Origin of the sequence: Mariniplasma anaerobium (assembly GCF_016865445.1) — a bacterium.
Classification (GTDB): domain Bacteria; phylum Bacillota_I; class Bacilli_A; order Acholeplasmatales; family Acholeplasmataceae; genus Mariniplasma; species Mariniplasma anaerobium.
The window spans coordinates 719,876-738,299 of the sequence record NZ_AP024412.1 but is presented as its reverse complement, the minus strand read 5'-3'; the positions used below and the strand labels follow the sequence as shown (position 1 = coordinate 738,299).

Annotated in this window: 14 protein-coding genes; all 14 read right to left on the bottom strand. The window is 30.3% G+C overall.

Going from position 1 to position 18,424, the window contains the following annotated elements:
• Positions 1-6 precede the first annotated feature (6 nt).
• Positions 7-1,140, bottom strand: a complete 1,134-nt coding sequence (locus tag MPAN_RS03535; RefSeq protein WP_176238638.1) for a carbohydrate binding domain-containing protein — start codon at positions 1,138-1,140, stop codon at positions 7-9.
• Between the two features lie 117 nt (positions 1,141-1,257).
• A complete protein-coding gene (locus MPAN_RS03530; protein ID WP_176238637.1) occupies positions 1,258-2,271 on the bottom strand; it encodes a LacI family DNA-binding transcriptional regulator in 1,014 nt (337 codons plus the stop codon).
• A 168-nt stretch (positions 2,272-2,439) separates the two neighbouring features.
• Positions 2,440-2,760 (bottom strand): InlB B-repeat-containing protein, encoded by a 321-nt coding sequence (locus MPAN_RS03525; RefSeq protein WP_176238636.1) that lies wholly within the window; start codon positions 2,758-2,760, stop codon positions 2,440-2,442.
• A gap of 90 nt (positions 2,761-2,850) precedes the next feature.
• Positions 2,851-3,339 (bottom strand): hypothetical protein, encoded by a 489-nt coding sequence (locus MPAN_RS03520; protein ID WP_176238635.1) that lies wholly within the window; start codon positions 3,337-3,339, stop codon positions 2,851-2,853.
• Between the two features lie 234 nt (positions 3,340-3,573).
• Positions 3,574-4,269, bottom strand: a complete 696-nt coding sequence (locus MPAN_RS03515) for a response regulator transcription factor (RefSeq protein ID WP_176238634.1) — start codon at positions 4,267-4,269, stop codon at positions 3,574-3,576.
• Positions 4,270-4,525: 256 nt separating this feature from the next.
• Entirely contained in the window at positions 4,526-5,650 is a 1,125-nt protein-coding gene (locus MPAN_RS03510) for a family 16 glycosylhydrolase (protein ID WP_176238633.1), read from the bottom strand.
• Between the two features lie 2 nt (positions 5,651-5,652).
• Positions 5,653-6,585: a carbohydrate ABC transporter permease gene (locus MPAN_RS03505; protein WP_176238632.1), complete on the bottom strand. Its 933-nt coding sequence runs from the start codon at positions 6,583-6,585 to the stop codon at positions 5,653-5,655.
• Positions 6,585-7,640: a carbohydrate ABC transporter permease gene (locus tag MPAN_RS03500; protein WP_176238631.1), complete on the bottom strand. Its 1,056-nt coding sequence runs from the start codon at positions 7,638-7,640 to the stop codon at positions 6,585-6,587. The genes MPAN_RS03505 and MPAN_RS03500 overlap by 1 nt, the downstream gene beginning before the upstream one ends.
• Positions 7,637-10,027: a DUF5696 domain-containing protein gene (locus MPAN_RS03495; protein WP_176238630.1), complete on the bottom strand. Its 2,391-nt coding sequence runs from the start codon at positions 10,025-10,027 to the stop codon at positions 7,637-7,639. The genes MPAN_RS03500 and MPAN_RS03495 overlap by 4 nt, the downstream gene beginning before the upstream one ends.
• Positions 10,020-12,053 carry a YIP1 family protein gene (locus MPAN_RS03490; protein WP_176238629.1) on the bottom strand — a complete coding sequence of 678 codons (2,034 nt, stop codon included), beginning with the start codon at positions 12,051-12,053 and terminating at the stop codon, positions 10,020-10,022. The genes MPAN_RS03495 and MPAN_RS03490 overlap by 8 nt, the downstream gene beginning before the upstream one ends.
• On the bottom strand, positions 12,053-12,934 hold the full coding sequence (locus MPAN_RS03485; RefSeq protein ID WP_176238628.1) for a carbohydrate ABC transporter permease: 882 nt from the start codon (positions 12,932-12,934) through the stop codon (positions 12,053-12,055). The genes MPAN_RS03490 and MPAN_RS03485 overlap by 1 nt, the downstream gene beginning before the upstream one ends.
• 4 nt (positions 12,935-12,938) lie before the next feature.
• Positions 12,939-13,823, bottom strand: coding sequence for a carbohydrate ABC transporter permease (locus MPAN_RS03480; protein WP_176238627.1), 885 nt, complete (start codon positions 13,821-13,823; stop codon positions 12,939-12,941).
• Positions 13,816-16,884, bottom strand: coding sequence for an extracellular solute-binding protein (locus MPAN_RS03475; RefSeq protein WP_176238626.1), 3,069 nt, complete (start codon positions 16,882-16,884; stop codon positions 13,816-13,818). Before MPAN_RS03475 ends, MPAN_RS03480 begins: the two co-directional genes overlap by 8 nt.
• Before the next feature lie 67 nt (positions 16,885-16,951).
• Positions 16,952-18,424, bottom strand: coding sequence for an ABC transporter substrate-binding protein (locus MPAN_RS03470; RefSeq protein ID WP_176238625.1), 1,473 nt, complete (start codon positions 18,422-18,424; stop codon positions 16,952-16,954).

Sequence of the window (18,424 nt, the reverse complement as noted above, 5' to 3'; positions counted from 1 at the left end):
TATCCTCTATTCTGTGACTACACGATCAATTAATATTGAATCGATAATCACGGTTCCTACATCATTTGCAAAAAATATACCAACTTTTGTATCATTATTATCTTCTGTTGCTACATAAGTATATGTAAATGTTTGATACTCTTTGGTTAACGATACTGTATCTTCAATAAATTTAAAATTATTATTATCTGTATTTTCTAAAAATACAATGACATCCCTACCATTTTCTTCATCTGTACGAAGTGTATATGTCACTATGTATGTATATCCAGCTTCAGTAAACACTTTTGGTTGCCAAAACGCTCCATCCCATACAGCTCTTTCTGTTAATGCTGCATCTGTAACATCAAATATAATTGCATCAAAATCTTCCATCCAAATACTATCAGGTTGACTTACCATCCATCCGCCTATGAAAAACCAAGGTTCTGCTGGAGGATTTATAAAATATCCATTAACTACTTCATAAATTGCTAAATTTGTAGAACATGATACAACTTCTCCATTTGTTGAAGTTCTATCAATTAATATAGAATCGATGATCACGGTTCCTACATCATTTGCAAAAAATATGCCAACTTTTGTATCATTATTATCTTCTGTTGCTACATAGGTATATGTAAATGTTTGATACTCTTTAGTTAACGATACTGTATCTTCAATAAATTTAAAATTATTATTATCTGTATTTTCTAAAAATACAATGACATCCCTACCATTTTCTTCATCTGTACGAAGTGTATATGTCACTGTGTATGTATATCCAGCTTCAGTAAACACTTTTGGTTGCCAAAACGCTCCATCCCATACAGCTCTTTCTGTTAATGCTGCATCTGTGACATCAAATATAATTGCATCAAAATCTTCCATCCAAATACTATCAGGTTGACTTACCATCCATCCGCCTATGAAAAACCAAGGTTCTGCTGGAGGATTTATAAAATCTCCATTAACCACTTCATAAGCTTTATGTCCATCACTACAAGTGTCTATATTATCATTATTGTCATCAACTGAACTTTCTATGACACAAAGTCCATCTTGAAGAATTGTTCCTTCTCCACATGACAATGCCTCATTACAGCCACTAATTGCTACACTTATAATAAAAATTATTATCAAAATCCACATTTTTTTCATTTGTTTCTCTAACTTTCGTATATATTTGCGAAACCGCTTTACCACAATTTTAAACTATATCTTCTGTAATGTCAAGGACTCATAAAGATAAAATAAAAACGACTCACAACAAGTCGTTTAATTAATTTTTTTACATGTATCTCTTTCAACTACTTCTATACTGATTTTAGAAGAATGAGTATCTAAACCGTTGATTTGATTAATTAAATTATGTGCAGCAGTCCGTCCAATCTCCTGTTTATTTTGTGCTATGGTCGTTAAGGCTGGGCTAGAATATTTCAAAAATTCTAAATCATCATATCCAATAATTGAGATATCTTCTGGAACATTTATTCCATGATCTTTAAAGGCTTTAATAGCTCCTAAAGCCATCCAATCACCTGCGATAAAAATTGCAGATGGTAAGTGTGCTTCCTCGATAATTTTGATTGCTTGATCATATCCATCTTTAAACCCAAAATTTACAGCTTCAAAGACTTTATACTCAACACCATGTTCTTTCATTACTTCTAAAAACCCTTTATATCTATTTTGACCAGATATTGTATAAAGTGGTCCAGCAATATGATACACACGTTTTTGATGTCCAAGAGAAATTAAATATTCAGATGCAAGTCGTCCACCTTGCAGATCATCAGATGTAATTGTCGGAATATTTAAATCTCCTGCATCTGATGACACAATTGGAATCCCACTTTCAACTAATTCTGGTATTTGTTTTGAGAAACTATAGAAGTTAACAATAAATACGCCTTCAACTTTTCTATATTGACAAAATTCTAAGTAAGTCATTTCTACATTACCCATATTTCTATTAATAAATGTAATTTCATATCCTGCTTTTTCTACTTCTTGTTTAAAACTTTCTAAAATCATAGAAAAGTGGGGATGAGAAAACCCAATTCCTAAGTTATCTGAATAAATAATTCCAATGATCCAAGATTTATTTAAACTAAGTGTTTTTGCATGATAAGAAGCTACATAATTTAATTCCGCAGCTTTTTTTAATATCTTAGTACTTGTCTCTTCACTAATTCTACCTCTATGATTTAGTGCTTTAGAAACGGTAGATGCAGAAAATCCAGTTGCTTTTGCTAATTCATAAATATTAATTTTATTTTTCATACTCATAAAAATACCTCAATTACTGTCAAAATAATTATCTAACTACTAAAATAGTATAACATTTATATCGTTTTTACAATGCAAAAATAAGAATACAAATATGTATAATTTTTTTTATGCTATACTAAACAATAAAAAAAGAGGATTTCTCCTCTTATTAATTTGTCTATATTATTATGCACCTATTTTTTCATAAACGACAACTTGTGATTGCATATATTGTGCAAATATGCGCATATTATAATCAGGCATAGTTTCAGGAATTTCAATACTCCATCCAACAAATATGTATCCTTCTTTTTCTGGAGCATCAGGAATTTCTAATTGACTAAGATCAGCACCTGTTTCAAAATAATGGCCATATACAAGATCCATGTCATAAGTGACAAATTCTAATTTATTAAGTTTTATTGGATTAGCTTGCACTTTTGATATTTCTAAGGTGAACATCATTGCAGAAAGTAATACAGCTAATATAACGATTGCTTTTTTCATTACTCTACCACCTTTTCATTGAAACTTATCTCATACTCACATTATAGTCATCATTCATTAACTTAAAGTGATGAAATTATTAATTATTTCTTAATTCGAGTACTTTCTATAAATTAATTCATGTAAATGATCTTCTAAAGCTTCAATTTTCTTATCTTTGATCTCTTTAAAGTCATATTCTGAGTTTCTTATCTCTAGATGTACATTAGTGTTAAGAATATGTTTATCAAACATTTTTTTAATTTTTATCACTTCCATCACATCTATTGAAACACAATGCATCGTTTTTGATTCTATATAACATAAAGCATGTAAATTAATATAACCTTTTTTTCTAGTAAAGTCTTTTACTTTTAAAACCATATCGAAAGTATTCGTTACTTTTTTATCAAAAAAGTAGTTTAATTTTCTCAAATCATATTTGTGAAGAAATTTTTCAATATCATCATATGATAAAACATAGTAATTATTTGGGATTGCTTCTTTCAATTTAAATAAATTAGAAAGATATATACGCATAATTTGTTCGCTATGATTGAACTGGAAGTAAAATGACCAAGGTATTTCGTAATGATCCATACATATCAATCCTCTCTAGTTCTAATTATATAGATTTAAAGTGTCTTGTATCTTAACTAATTCTTAATTATTCCTTACTAATTTTTAGATTGTTATTAGATGATAATAATAAATAAAAACTGCATAGATTTAATCTATACAGTAATCAATTTTTATCTTTCTTTTTATTGAAAAAAAGCTTAACTCCATATGAATTTGTGGAGTCAAGCCTTATTTTTTTATGTGTAATAAATATTAAATTTCAATTTGTCCTAATTTATAACCAAATCCCCACATTGTAATTACTATTTCTGGATTTGAAGGATCATTTTCAATTTTCTTTCTTAATCTTCTAATGTGTACATTGATGACATTATCATTGAAATAATATTCTTCATTCCATATTTTGCGATACATTTCTTGTTTTGAAAATGTTTGGTCTGGATGAGTTAATAATAATCTCAAGATTTCAAATTCTTTTAATGTCAGTTCCAAAACAACACCATTTTTAACAACTTGATAAGTAGATAAATTAATACTTAAATCTTTGAAATTATAAACATTTTTCTTAGGTTTCTCTTCAGACTGTCTACTTCTTCTTAACAGTGCTTTAACACGTGCTAGAAGTTCAAGCATTGAAAATGGTTTAGATAAGTAATCATCTGCACCTAATCCCAAATTTATAGCCTTTTCAACATCCGTATCTTTTGTAGATATAATCATAACAGGTGTTTCACCTTTAGATCTTATATGTTTTAAAACATCTTCTCCACTAACTTTAGGCAACATTAAATCTAGCAGTACACAATCATAATTATCTTTTGAAAATTGATCAATTGCATCTTGTCCATTAAACACTGCTTTGACATTATACATTTCATCTTTTAATTTTTGCTCGATACTTTTGCTAATTAGCACATTGTCTTCTATAAGAAGTATTTTACTAGCCATAATGGCACCCCTTTGTAAAAATTTTATATATTAATTATATCACAATATGAAACAATGTTTAACACTATTTTATAAAAAAAATGAGCCCTAGTGATTGGGGGGGAGTTATCACTAGGGCGTTACTAATAATTAACATGATAAGTAATCTTTACATAAAAGGTAAAAACCACTTTTATCATCATGCAACTATTAATACATTCATATTATACACAACTTTATTAGAAATTTCATTAAAAACAATTATTTTTTTTATTTTTTACAAATATGTGAAAGAAAGTATTTGACTTATCTCTGAAGCATTACCAACAAAATCAATTGCTTGAACTTTAATCTGATATGATTGTCCTTTTACTAAGCGATCAAAAGTATATTGGTTTAAATTTGCAAAATCATATAATTCATCATCAACATAAATTGCATATTTTTCTACACCATAATCATCACTCGATGCATCCCAATAAATAGTGTTTTTTAATTGGGATATTTGTAAATCTTCAATATTTGATGGTACTTCTTTATCTATGGTTCCATAATCATATTTATAAACTCTTACGTAATCAATTTCAAAAGCAGTTGGAAATATTGAATCATCAACTGTTCCACCAAATCCTCCACCTAAAGCTAAATTTAAAATTAAGAAAAAATCTTGGTCAAAAGGAAATGCTTCATAATACGCTACATCTTGATTAAATTGTGCAGTATATCTAAATGTTGCAAATGATACGCCATCTACATACGTAATAATTTCTCCAGGATTCCATATAATTTCATACGTGTGAAATTCTGTTTCAGCAGTTGGAACAGTTATATCATATCCTATTTGAGTGCCATCTTGATGATTAAACTTTTCAGTATGAATGGTTGAAAATACATTTTGTGGATCTCTTCCCACATATTCCATAATATCTATTTCACCACTATTTGGCCAACTTCCATATGCATTTAATGTTGGCATCATCCAAATTGCTGGCCAAGTTCCTGCACCAGTTGGCAATTTAGCTGAAACAACAATTCTACCATAGCGAAAATCACCTTTATATTTAGTAGTTAATCTACTAGATGTATAATCTCTAGTTAAATAATCTTCTTTAATCGCTGTTATAACGAGTTTTCCATCAACGATTTGAGCGTTTTTTTCAGTGTAATATTGGAGCTCATTATTACCTCCACCATAATCATTAACTTCAAAATTCCATTTATCTAAATCAACTTCATCTCCCTCAAATTCATCTGCCCAAGTGCATACCCAGCCACCTTCAAGAGTTGGTTGACTACATCCTTCTGCTGGTACTAAAGGATCAACTGTAGATATAGGACCTTCTGATGGATTACATCCGACTAATATAAATAATAATAAAACTAAACTTAATACTTTTTTCATAATTACTCTCCTGTGATACCAGTTCTGTCAATGCTTTCTACAAAGAATCTTTGTGCTATAAAGTATAACACAAGAAGTGGTAATATAGTTAACATGTTGCCTGCTAGCATAATTGCCTCATTTAATTCTGCACCAGCAGTTCCTGGAGGGAACAATGTCTCATAACTCGCTCTAAATGCTTGTAATTTAAGCGGTAAGGTGATTCTACCACCAACATAAAGTGAAGTGATGAATGTTTCATTCCAGTACCATACAAAGCTGAATAAGAAAACAATCAAAAATGATGGTATTGCTAGTGGAATTGCAATTCTTGTAAAAATTTTTATTTGCGATGCTCCGTCTACTTCTGCCGATTCCATTAATACTCCAGGAATCGTTTTAAAGAATTGATAGAAAATCAATATATAAATTGCTGCATTAACACCTTGTCCGAAAATCGCAGGATAAATCATTGATTTTTGTGTACTCATAAGTCCTAAATTTCTGAAAATAAGCATATTTGCAACCATCGTTACTTGTGAAGGTAGGATGAATGTTGCTAACATTAAAACAAATAATAGATTTTTAAGTGGAAATCTAAATTTCGCAAATCCATATCCAATGATCGCTGATGATATTGTTACAGAAATTGAAACTTTCAAGACGTATGAAGTTGTTCCTACAATTGATCCAGGTAACTCTAATACTTGTAATGCTCGACCATAGTTTACAAACTGAAGACTAGATGGTATCCATTTAACACCTGGATTAATTAAGTCATCAACACTCATAAAGCTATTAACTGTCATGAAAAGTACAGGATACAAATATATGTAACTGAAACTAATCAATAGTGTATAAATTACAAATTTATAAACAATTCCATCTGTGAAATTCATGCCAAAGAGAAAATGTCTAGATCTTGATTTTAGACGTCTATAATCTAATTTTTTCATCATCTATTCTCCTTTCTTCTTGCTGAAAGGATTAAAATGAATACACCCATAATAATGACCATAAGTAAGAAATATACCCACGCTATCGCAGCTGCATAACCATATCCAAACCAGAAGTTTGAATCTGGAGCTCCAATTAACATATGTAATCTTGCTAAATCTAATATACCTTCTGGTTCAACAAATAAACTCATTGAAACAACAATATAAATCACACTTACACTGATCAGTGGCTTAATTGAGGGAAGTGTAATCTTCCAAAAACGATCCCAAGGTGAAGCACCATCAATTGATGCAGCTTCATAAATTGATCCATCAATTTTTTGAAGACCAGCTAAAAAGATTAATATTGGAATACCTGCATACCATAAAATAAGTAGCATAGAAGTTAAAATTGCTTCTATCGGATTAGCTAACCATGGTCCTAAATTTTCTGAAATATAAACAATAACTGAACTATCTTCTAAAGCTGGAATCGAGGTTGCATTTTGATTGTTTAATTCATTAATAACTGGACCTGTAGAAATAATAACTGGTAAGAAAAATATAGTTCTCCAAATACCTTTAAGTTTAATAGGGTTATTAATTAAAACAGCAATTAAGATTGAAAATACAACAATTAATGGAACTGCAATAATCATTTTACCTATATATGTTCCAAATAATGGAAGCAATGATTGACTTCTAAATACATTTAAATAATTGGTGAATCCAATAAATGTAGTTTCTACACCAGTTTCTAAACTGTAGTAAGCTTCATTAAAGCTTAAATAAAGAGAGTAAAACATAGGATATAAAGTAAAGATTAAAAAACCGATAATCCATAACATAATAAACATAATGCCATAAAAAGCTTCTCTTCTTTTTCTCGTAACATTAATTTTAAGAAAACTAAATAATGTCAGCGTTAATCCTTCTCTTCTAATTAAAAAATTATGCTCTAAAATAAATTTTGCCTTATCGATACCTTTTGATACTTTATGTGTATAAAAATTTCCTATCTTCTCAAAAAACTTATTTAAAAACTGTGCTATGCTCTTTAATATATTTTTCATCCTAGCACCACCTTATAATCTCGCATCTCTACTGTTTGTCCATCTAATGTCTTTTGTTCATAATTATAATTGACATAGATCATAACCCCATTTGAGTAAGTCACTTTGACAAATCCAGTATCTAATACTTCACGATTTGAAATCGATGCTCCAATAACAGATGATAAAGCTCCATTTACATATTCATAAGTTTCTATGATTTCTTCTTCATAATCACTTCTTGTTGTCGTGTAATATAACGAAGCATTAGTATATCTCATTTTATATGTATCTTCTTCGGTTAACAAATAACTTGGATTCATTCCAAAATCAACCATTGTAAGTAATCTATCTTCACCCATGGCATTAAAGTTTAAATAAGGAATGTAATAAGATATGCTACCTTTTAAAATAAGTGGAATCAATGGAATTAAATCTGAATAATAATCATATTGTGCATTTGTAATAGGCATATCAAGATAACCACTTAAATTTTCATAAAAATACTGATTAGGTCTACTTAATAAAATTTGATCATACATTGAAACTATATCTTGATAATAAGACATAGATTCTTGACGTTCATAGTTTTGTTGATCATAATAACTAAATAATGTTGACCCTATAGTACTTAAATATAAACCTGAGACTCCTAAGTCTTGATAAAAGTCTAAATCATCTTGTGCAAATTTATAACTTTCTTCAGGATAAATATAATAAACTTCAGTTACTTGAGCATTAAGACTACGATAGTTTCTCTCCATCTTAAGTCTAGATAATGTTTTCGCAACATCTTGTGTGTAAGAAATTCTATTGGTCAACTCTGATCCTTGGACATAATCATTATCAAGATAAACGGTGTTTCCTTCAGCTTTTATAGTTTCGAATAAGTCTTGATAATCGCTCTTATTAGCGATTTTAGAGCGATATGGTGCCTGGAAAACAAAACCATCTCTACTCCATCCATTTAGTTGAATTTGTTGATTAGTTATACCTGATGCTTTAAATGATTGATAACTATTATAAACATCATCAACAGTAGTCATAACAACACTTGTAGATCCAATAAATGATTTTTCTGTATCACTCATGATGTAACTTAAATGAATTGGAATTTGATTATCTAGTGTCTTTTCATTATCTGTTAAAACGCCTCTTTCAATAAGTCGAGCACGATAAACTTTCGCCATACCAACATAACTTGCGTTTTGATTAGATAAGAAATTATAATTAATTTTAAAATTACTTTCTGTTAAGGCTTCATCAATTGTATCGTTACCATCGCCAGCCTTGTTAATAATGTATCTGAATACTCTTCTAACATTGTATTTAGATCCGATGCGATGATATCTTGAATTGTTACCCCAATATTGGGCTTGTAAGCTTGTTACTTCTGCGCCTTCTTCAATTTCAGCTAAATATCCATTTTCTTCTTGAGCATGAACCATACCAAAAATAGGAACTGATAATTGCGCGATTGAACTAGAGCCATAACCGAAATCTGCACCATAAAATTGTGCTTGGAATGTCGTATTATGTGCTTTATTCATTCTAACAAGTGCTCCAATACCATCTGGAATCATCATGTAACCTGGTATATTATCTTCTCTAGCAGCACCTAAATATGGGAATATTGAAATGGATAATAATTTATAAATATCTCCATATTCTTCAATAGTTTGAACAGGAATATAAACACTAAGTGTTCCATTAATTAAAGAAATTTGCACTTCAAATTTAACATCAATTTCTTTTAAATCAATTAAAACTGTAAACAAAGTGTTACTGTTTTTCTCTACTGATGTTGCAACTCTTCGATTAGAATAACTTCCAGCTTCTAATTGATAAGGACTTAATGGATCTGTTTGCGTATCTGTCATCGATCCATCTGTCAAATACTTAGCTTCAGCTAATGTATATAAAGAAGCTGTTGATATTGTTGATGATGAAACATTTTGACTTCTTACATAGTCTACCCATAAACCTGAATTCATTAAGTTTCTTGTAGCAGTATTATCTTCTCTAACACCGCTTAGTCCTTGAAATTCTGGACGTGAAGACCATAAATAGTTCGTTATTTTATTATAAACAATCATTGAAAATGAATCTTTTTCAAAATACACAGTTAATTCTGCTGTGTCAAACATTTCTTCAAATCCTAAATCAAGTAAGTCTTGACTACTAAAACCAAGTATAAAATCGTCATGATAAGCGTCAAGTACAGCTTGATCCACTTGGTCTTTTTGCGTATATCTTGAAGACTCTAAAAATATTTGATTAATGTAATTAAAATTTGTTTCTACTTCTTGTTGATCTCCCACAACAGGCTGGTTGTATCCATATGTAATAACTACAACACTCATGACAAATAAAAACATAATAAGTATATATTTAGCATATTTAACCACGGTTAATCAACTCCCTTACAATGTCTGCAAACAGTCCATAAACTTCATTTAATAGTAAATAAACAATGAACAATACTGCGACAATCATTAATGCTGTAAATATCGAAATTAAAATATTCCCAATGGTTGGTCTCATATCATAGAAATGAATTTCTTTAACCATAATGATGAAATATATAACTGTAATTGATAAAGCAATAATCATTAGTGCGTCATATATGAAAGCTTCGTTATAAGTCAATCCATTAGATACTATAGTAATAATTGGTAAAGCGATAATCATTGGTAATAATGTATATGCAGATGCTTGATAAACATCACTTAATTTACCTTCGCCATCTCGAATACTACATACTAAGTAGTTTGCTACTACCCATAATATAAATGGAACAAAGATTGTAACCATTTGTTCAAATAGATTTATCTCTGATGGTATTTGATTATTAAACAAGAAACTTGTTCTGTAAATCGATAAGATATAGGCTAAAAAGAATAGTAACAGATAAATTGTTGCTGTAAAATTAGAGCCTTTTTTCTCACGTTTTATACCATAATATCCATCTGCTGGATTTTTAAATATATAAAATGGGAACACCATTTCTTGATAGAACTTATATTTTTGTAAATATATTTTTAATTTTTTAATTGGATCTGTTAAAAATCTCATAAAATGCGTGAAGTAATTCACGAAATATAATACAATTGCAATTAAAATAAATGAAATAATAATTTCGCCACTATCTAAAAGCATCTCATTTCGAACTTCCCAGAAAGCATTAGAAAAACCATCTTGATCTCTTGCAACTTCATAATATTCCATCGCTTGATCATAGTCCTCATTTGAGAAGTATGCATTACCGATACCTTTATTAGCAAGGTCGAATAGACTGTTCATTTTTAATACTTCTTGCCATGGTTCTAATGATTCACTATATTTACCATCTTGGTAAAGACTGATTGCAAAATGTACTAAATTTGCAAACTCAGTTGGAATAAACACTTGCAAAGCAGATGTCTCTTGATCCAGTGCGTAAATGTTATTTTTAGAATCAATAGCAATACTTGTAGGCGATTTAAACAATCCTTTTTGATTACTTACATCTTGACCACTAAAAACGAATAATACAGAGCCATCAGGCGCATATTCTGTGATATAGCCTTCTGATGTAATCGTAAAGATTGTATCATAAGGTCCAACAAATACATCTTCTGTTGAATCAAAGCCCCAAACTGATTGATTATAAACAAAATTAGCAATATTTAATTTTAGATATCCATCTGATCCTTTTGTTGTTGTTAAGATTAATCCATCACGATCAACTGCTATATTATAAACAGGATCTGGAATCATTTGGAACCATTGTCTTCTTTGATCTTCATCAAACAACATGTATTTCAAAATATTATCCCATGTGTTTGGAATCGTATTACCTCCAAAGAAACCAAAGAACATACCAGAATTTTCATATTCTGCAAGTCCATTGATATTCCCAGCTAATAACATATAAACATTATCACCTTTATCTGTAATAATCTTTGTAGGGTCAAATGCATCTTGATCTGTAAAATATGGAGTATTTGTAGGTTTTTCATAAGTATTTTCTAATACATATGATAATAAAATCTCATCATATACAAATTTTAAACCCATTTTTAATCCAAAATCTGCAACATACAAACTTCCATCTTTTCCAACATGTACACCCATTGGTTCATCTAATATATCTTCACCAATAACTGTAACAATATCATCTTGCAGACTATATTTAATAATACGATGATTACCATAATCAGCAATATAAATATTATCATTATCATCAATTGTTAAATCTTTTGGTTCATTTAATTCATATCCAGCAAGTTCTTCTTGTATAGAAAGTGGGATATATGCATCTTGAGTCCATACCATACGATTTAATGCACTACTATAAGTATACGTGCTATATGGTAGACCATTTGCTTCAACTTTAAACGATGGGATGAATAATAATGTAAATATAAAGAATACTATAAATAATTTTTTCATTATTTGATACCTGAATGGGCCATCGTATTCATGACCTTACCTTGTAAGAATACAAATAGTACTAAGTTTGGAACAAACATAATCAAAGAAGCTGCTGCGGCCATCCCTTGTCCAGCAACGTTATTCCCTTGAATGGATGTTAAACTTTGCATATAAAATGCTAATGTTCTTTTCGATTCATCATTAATATATAAGACAGATGTTGAAACATCATTCCATATAATTTGAAATGCTAAAATACCTACGGTTGCGATTGCAGGTGCAATAACTGGAAGCACTATTTTGAAGAAGATTTGCATCTCAGATGCACCATCAATTTTAGCAGATTCAATAATTTCATTTGGTGTTTGATCAATAAACTGCTTGATTAAAAACATTGCAACTGGCATGACAATCATCGGTAATATATGAGCTGCATATGTATCAATTAATCCTGATCTTGCAATAATTAAATATCTAGGTATTTGAACCGCGATAGGTACAAACATTAAGGCTAATGTATTAATTTCAAACAATAATTTTTTGCCTCTAAACTTTAATTTTGATAAAGCATAAGCAGAAAATGCTGTTATAAATATTGCAAGTGTTACACCAATGATTGTAACTAACAAACTATTAACAAGATATCTAGAGAAAGGAACTCCTGATGCGGAAACTAGTCTTGATAATTCATTAAAGTTATCAAAGGTAGGATTTCTTACAAAAAATCTAGGTGGATATGCGAATAATTCACTTCTAGGCTTAAATGCATGATTAAAGATAAATAAGATCGGTAAAATCATTAATGTCGCAAAAGGAATTAAAAACATAAAGAAAGGTAGTTGACTTCTATGAAGCCTAGTAGGATTTATTTTTGTCCCTTGGAAACTAGCTGATGCCATATAATCACTCCTTTTCACCTAATATACGAAATGTTATTTTTGAAATAAAATATACAATTAAGAGTAATACAACACTAACTGTAGCTGCATAACCCATCATATACCTGATAAAGCCAAAGTCCTCAATGTGATTAACAATGAGTTGGCCAGCATATTGTGGTGTCGGATTTGATCCAGATAATTGAACCCCAATACCTCCTGCTTGAAATGTTGTAACAACTGCCATAACAGCACCGAATAACATTTGTGGTTTCATAGATGGAATCGTAATATAAAATATTTCTTGTGCACGATTTCTAATACCATCTACATAAGCAGCTTCATACAATGTTTGATCAATGTTTAATACACCTGCAAGCATTGCTAAAAAGCCGACACCCATAGAGCTCCATAAACTTACTACAATCATAATTGTCATTAAGTAATCAGGTGATTGTAAAAATTGAATAGGCTCTAATATAACTCCCCAATTTAGAAGTAAACTATTTAAATACCCTTGTGAGTCACCAGAGAAAATGATACGCCACATAGAAGCCATTGCAACACCCATGGTTAAGGATGGTGAATATAAAATGATTGCAAAAACTGTACGATATTTTTGTGGTATTTGTGCAAGAACCCATGCAAGAATAAATGATAGCAAATATCCTACAGGTCCAACTATTAATGCAAATTTTAAAGTATTTGATAAAACGTATTGCATAAATACTGTATCCATCGTAATCAATTCGATATAATTAGTAATTCCAATAAAAGTTGGAGCTTGAATTGCATTAAAATAAGTAAATGATAAGAAGATTGCCGCAATAACAGGTACAATAATAAATACGAAAAATAGTGTCCAGTAAGGTAATAGAAACCATGCTGGATGATTCATTCTTTTAGTCATGATCTACCTCCGTCAGCCATTGGTCTATATTATAAATACTCGGAACAATATATTCTTTAATAATTTCTCCATTTTCTGTATATCCAAATTCAGCCATTTTATAAATAATTTCTCTATTAGATACTCTTACCGCTTCATCTAGAGCTTGTCTTGGATTTGTACCATCAAATACTATAGATGTCCATGCATTACTAATAGATCGTTCAACCATATATGCCCCAGGAATTCTTGAAGCTTCAACTCCATATTCCCATTGTTCTAATATGATTTGTTTATATTCATCTGGCATTGAAATATTTTTGAATGCTTCTATATTAGCTGTATTCCAAAAATATGCTTGCCCATATGTAGATTGTAATAAAAATGCAAATTCACTTTGAACGGATGTTGACATCCACCAATTTAAGAAATCCCATGATTCTTCTGGATATTCAGTAGAACTCATAATCATTGATGATTGACCGCCTACAGATGAATATCTCACGATTTCATCAAGTTCTTCATTATATACGCCAGGATGTAAATCCATTTCCCATAGACCATCAAGTTCAACTGCTGCTGTTTCTAATAAAATATAAGTTGATAGATTTGATATACCAATAGGTAGCAGACCATATCTAAAATGATTATAAAAGTTAGGAACATACTTAGGAAGGTTATATAAAGTAAATAAATCACTCATTAAAGTTATACCTTCTAATGTTTCTTCTGAGTTAATTGCTGTAGACATACCATCAGATGCATATAAATCACCACCAAATTGATAAATAAATGGTAGTGTTGCAACATATGGTTTAAGTCCACTATACTGTGCTAATGGTACAAAATAATTCATGCCATAACTTTGTAACAAAGGCAGGATCTCAATGATTTCTTCCCATGTCTGAGGTATTTCAGTTATCCCAATACTGTTTAATATATCTTTTCTATAATAAGTTACCCAGAAATCTTGTGTTTCCGGTAAACCGTAAACCCCATCTTGAAAGACATAAGGAATCATAGCTCCTTTAGTAAAATTGTTAACTGTATCTTCATACCCTGAAAATTGTCTTAAATCTAATGCTGCATCTCTTATCGCAAATTCATATGGAATCCAGTGATCAACACCAATGGCTAAATCTGGTGCTTGATTTGATGCATTCGCTAAAATCAATTTATTTTGATCTGGCATTTGTGATAATGTAACTTTTCTATTTCCTTGATAATATTGATCAATTAAAGCTTGCATGACTTCAATGTATTGTCTTGGATGGTTAACCCAAACCGTTATATCTTCATCGTTTCTATCAGATGCAGAATATGGGTTATTAACAAATGATAAAACTAATCGTTTTGTTCCTTCAAAAAAGCGAACAAATATATTAGCATATGGTTTTTCAATTTTTACATCTCCATGAACAATCATACGTTCCATTTCTAGATTTGTTCTTAGTAATCTTTGCATTAAATCGCCTAATATTTGATTAATTGATGAATCTCCATCAGAAAATTGAACCATCATAGAAGGTAGTTTATTAATGTCAGATGCAATATTATCTAATCTCTTAGCCGCAACCATCAAGTTTGCAATCTCAGAAGGTTGTTCTATATCAGATAATGGTAATAAAACATCATAAGTTTCTTCTAATAGTCTTGCCCAACTTGTGATATTATCACTTGCTTCTGGAAAATATGCTTCGATATCCCAGTCTCTATATTTATCAGTTCCGCCACTGGTGTAACGTTTAACGTCTAGAGCTAATGCTTGAATATTACTCATGACATATTGAATAGTTTCAATTGTGTCACGATAAGGATAATTGACTGATTCTAATACAATTTCATTTGTACCAGCTTCTAAATAAACTTTAATGGACTCACCATCTGAATCTGATAATGTACGATTAATGAAATTAGTCGTATATGGAAATGCGTAACTTTCAAATAAATCAAAAGGAACTTCACCATTAATTCTAATCTTTCTAAATACAGTCATATCTTTAATCATGTATTGTCTATATTTAAATGATAAATGATAAAATCCTGCTTCTTCAACATCTATTTCATACGCAATTTCATCACCAGAATTTTGCCAAGAATCACCAAAGATTGTATTTAATCTTAAAAATTGTGTGTCATAATATAAGTTTGATGGATCTTGTTCTGTTCTAAGTCTAATCGATGGATTGTTACGATATAAGATATTTCTTGCTGATACTGTTATTTCATCTTCAACAACGTTAGCAGTCGGATACATATTTAAATAATTATCATAAGTCATAAATGATTCGTTTTGTACATAATATATTTGACCAATTAAAACTTCTTGATTAACATAAGAAATAGAAAGTTCATCACCTTGTTCTAAATAAAATGCAAAATAACCTGGATGCATACCACGGTAGTCATATATATTTTGATATGTCCATTCTTTTACTTTATGAGAACTTGGCATAATTTCATTTTCATAACGATCAAGCATGAAGTCATATGTGTCATAAACCCATTTTGATTTTAATACAATAGTTTGAGCCTCATAAAATTGTGGTTCACCATTAATTGATATTTCGATTTGTGCTTGATTAATGTTATCTTGAATTTCATAAAAGTCAATTGCTAAATAATACAACCCAGATTCACTTTCATTATGAGTCCACGTAATATCATTATTTTCTTTTAATAATAAAATATCATTACTATTAGATTTTTGTGATTGGTAATCTTGCACTATTTCACCATAGTTAACATCATTTACATCAACAAAATCACCGACCATCTCTAAAGTAGTTACTGTTTCTTCTACTTGAGTATCTTGAATGTTATTTTCTATATAATTTTGTTTTAGCTCACTATATAGCGTTTGATTATATGCTTGCGAAAGACTTTGATTACTATAATCATAAGATAATTCTTGTGTAGCATAAAAATCATGATTTGAAGATACTTTAAAAAAAGAAACTGTAATAATCGTCACTAGTAATACAGAAAAGGTTAATATCAGCCATTTCTTAATGGTAAGCAACTTAAAAAACGCCTCTATATGTGCCATTCCTTTTTTTAAAATATCTTTTGTTTTTTTCATATTACCCTCCAAAAATATAGTGTCAAGAGGAGATTTCCATCTCCTCTATCTACTCTTTTATTTATCTTTATTCTGTATCTGAACCTAATGTTTCTAGTTGTCCTTGAACAATTTCATTTGCTTTATTTTCCCATTGAACAGCATATGTTTCAACTGCTTGTGGGCCAGCTTGAACAAGGTTTTCCCAATTATATGGATTTTCTGGATCATTAACCCATGCCCAGAAATCTTTATATCCTGGTAACCATTTGTCTAAATCTGGTTTAGCATATTCGATACGATTAAATGTGTAATCAATACCTTCAATACCATCAACTAAATCATAAACTCTATCCCAAACTCCTGGATAATTAGCAACTGGGAATCTATCTAAATACATTGGTGTTATACCAGCAGCTTCAGCTTCATCAAAGTCAGCTTCTAGTAAATCTAATCTAGCTTCCCAACCTTCTTCACCAAATGTCATCCATTTTGCAAGCAAATATGCTTCTTCAGGATGATCAGTTTGACTAGATACTGCTTGATAATCTAGAATTGTTGGCGGAAATAAACCTGCATCTCCACTTGGATAAGGCCAAAAACCTAAGTTTATATCACTTGTTTCTTTAGCTTCATTAAGAACCCAAAATTGCCAAGATCCTTCGATATCCATAGCACCAACACCAAATTGAATTAAGTATTGTTGTAAGATTGTGTTTGCATCATATACTTCTGTAGTGAATCTTGTTGTTGTACCATTAGTTAATTGGTGCATTTCAACTTTTTGTTCCATGGCATAAACCCAATCATCAGATGTGTAATTAAATTGTGTTCCATCCCATGTGTCATATTGAACATTTTCGTCTTCCATCATTGGCCATACTTGTTGGAAATCTGGACTTCCATACCATGTATCTAAACCAACAACAGTGTTAGCTGGATCTACTAAAGTATCATCAGCAGGATTAATTTCAAAGTTTTTGATTGCTTTTGCAACTTCAATAAATTCTTCGAATGTCCAATCTTTTACTGGATAGCCATCATTGTCGATACGATATTTGCCATCAACAGTTGTTAAATTCGCTTCTTCAAAGATATCTAAGTTAATCATTATACCTTTTAAAAATTGGAATGATGGAACTGCAAAACGTTTACCATTATAAACACCTGTTAAAGCTATATTATCATAAACTGAATCAGTATCTACATCAGCATCCCAATATTGTGCAACATCAAGCGTTAAACCTGCATTAATAATTGTAGGTACATTATCTGTCGCAAATACATCAGGTAACAATCCTGCTTGAGCAGCAGTAATTAAATTACCAGTAAATGCTTCACCACTACCTTCAATATCTGTTCTTAAAGTAACTTTAATATTAGGATATTTTACTTCGAAGGCATCAATCATTTTTTGATTGAATTCTGGGTCTCCCCAGTCAGCATATGATAACTGAATTGTTTGAACTGGACCAGTTGGATCTAGTGGATCATCGCCACCACAAGCAACTAAGACAAATCCTAAGATTAATACCATTAATAGAGAAACTATTTTTTTCAT

Coding starts and splice junctions, on each gene's coding strand:
- MPAN_RS03535 (WP_176238638.1), bottom strand. CDS start 1,140: ATGAAAAAAATGTGGATTTTGATAATAATTTTTATTATAAGTGTAGCA.
- MPAN_RS03530 (WP_176238637.1), bottom strand. CDS start 2,271: ATGAGTATGAAAAATAAAATTAATATTTATGAATTAGCAAAAGCAACT.
- MPAN_RS03525 (WP_176238636.1), bottom strand. CDS start 2,760: ATGAAAAAAGCAATCGTTATATTAGCTGTATTACTTTCTGCAATGATG.
- MPAN_RS03520 (WP_176238635.1), bottom strand. CDS start 3,339: ATGGATCATTACGAAATACCTTGGTCATTTTACTTCCAGTTCAATCAT.
- MPAN_RS03515 (WP_176238634.1), bottom strand. CDS start 4,269: ATGGCTAGTAAAATACTTCTTATAGAAGACAATGTGCTAATTAGCAAA.
- MPAN_RS03510 (WP_176238633.1), bottom strand. CDS start 5,650: ATGAAAAAAGTATTAAGTTTAGTTTTATTATTATTTATATTAGTCGGA.
- MPAN_RS03505 (WP_176238632.1), bottom strand. CDS start 6,585: ATGAAAAAATTAGATTATAGACGTCTAAAATCAAGATCTAGACATTTT.
- MPAN_RS03500 (WP_176238631.1), bottom strand. CDS start 7,640: ATGAAAAATATATTAAAGAGCATAGCACAGTTTTTAAATAAGTTTTTT.
- MPAN_RS03490 (WP_176238629.1), bottom strand. CDS start 12,053: ATGAAAAAATTATTTATAGTATTCTTTATATTTACATTATTATTCATC.
- MPAN_RS03485 (WP_176238628.1), bottom strand. CDS start 12,934: ATGGCATCAGCTAGTTTCCAAGGGACAAAAATAAATCCTACTAGGCTT.
- MPAN_RS03480 (WP_176238627.1), bottom strand. CDS start 13,823: ATGACTAAAAGAATGAATCATCCAGCATGGTTTCTATTACCTTACTGG.
- MPAN_RS03475 (WP_176238626.1), bottom strand. CDS start 16,884: ATGAAAAAAACAAAAGATATTTTAAAAAAAGGAATGGCACATATAGAG.
- MPAN_RS03470 (WP_176238625.1), bottom strand. CDS start 18,424: ATGAAAAAAATAGTTTCTCTATTAATGGTATTAATCTTAGGATTTGTC.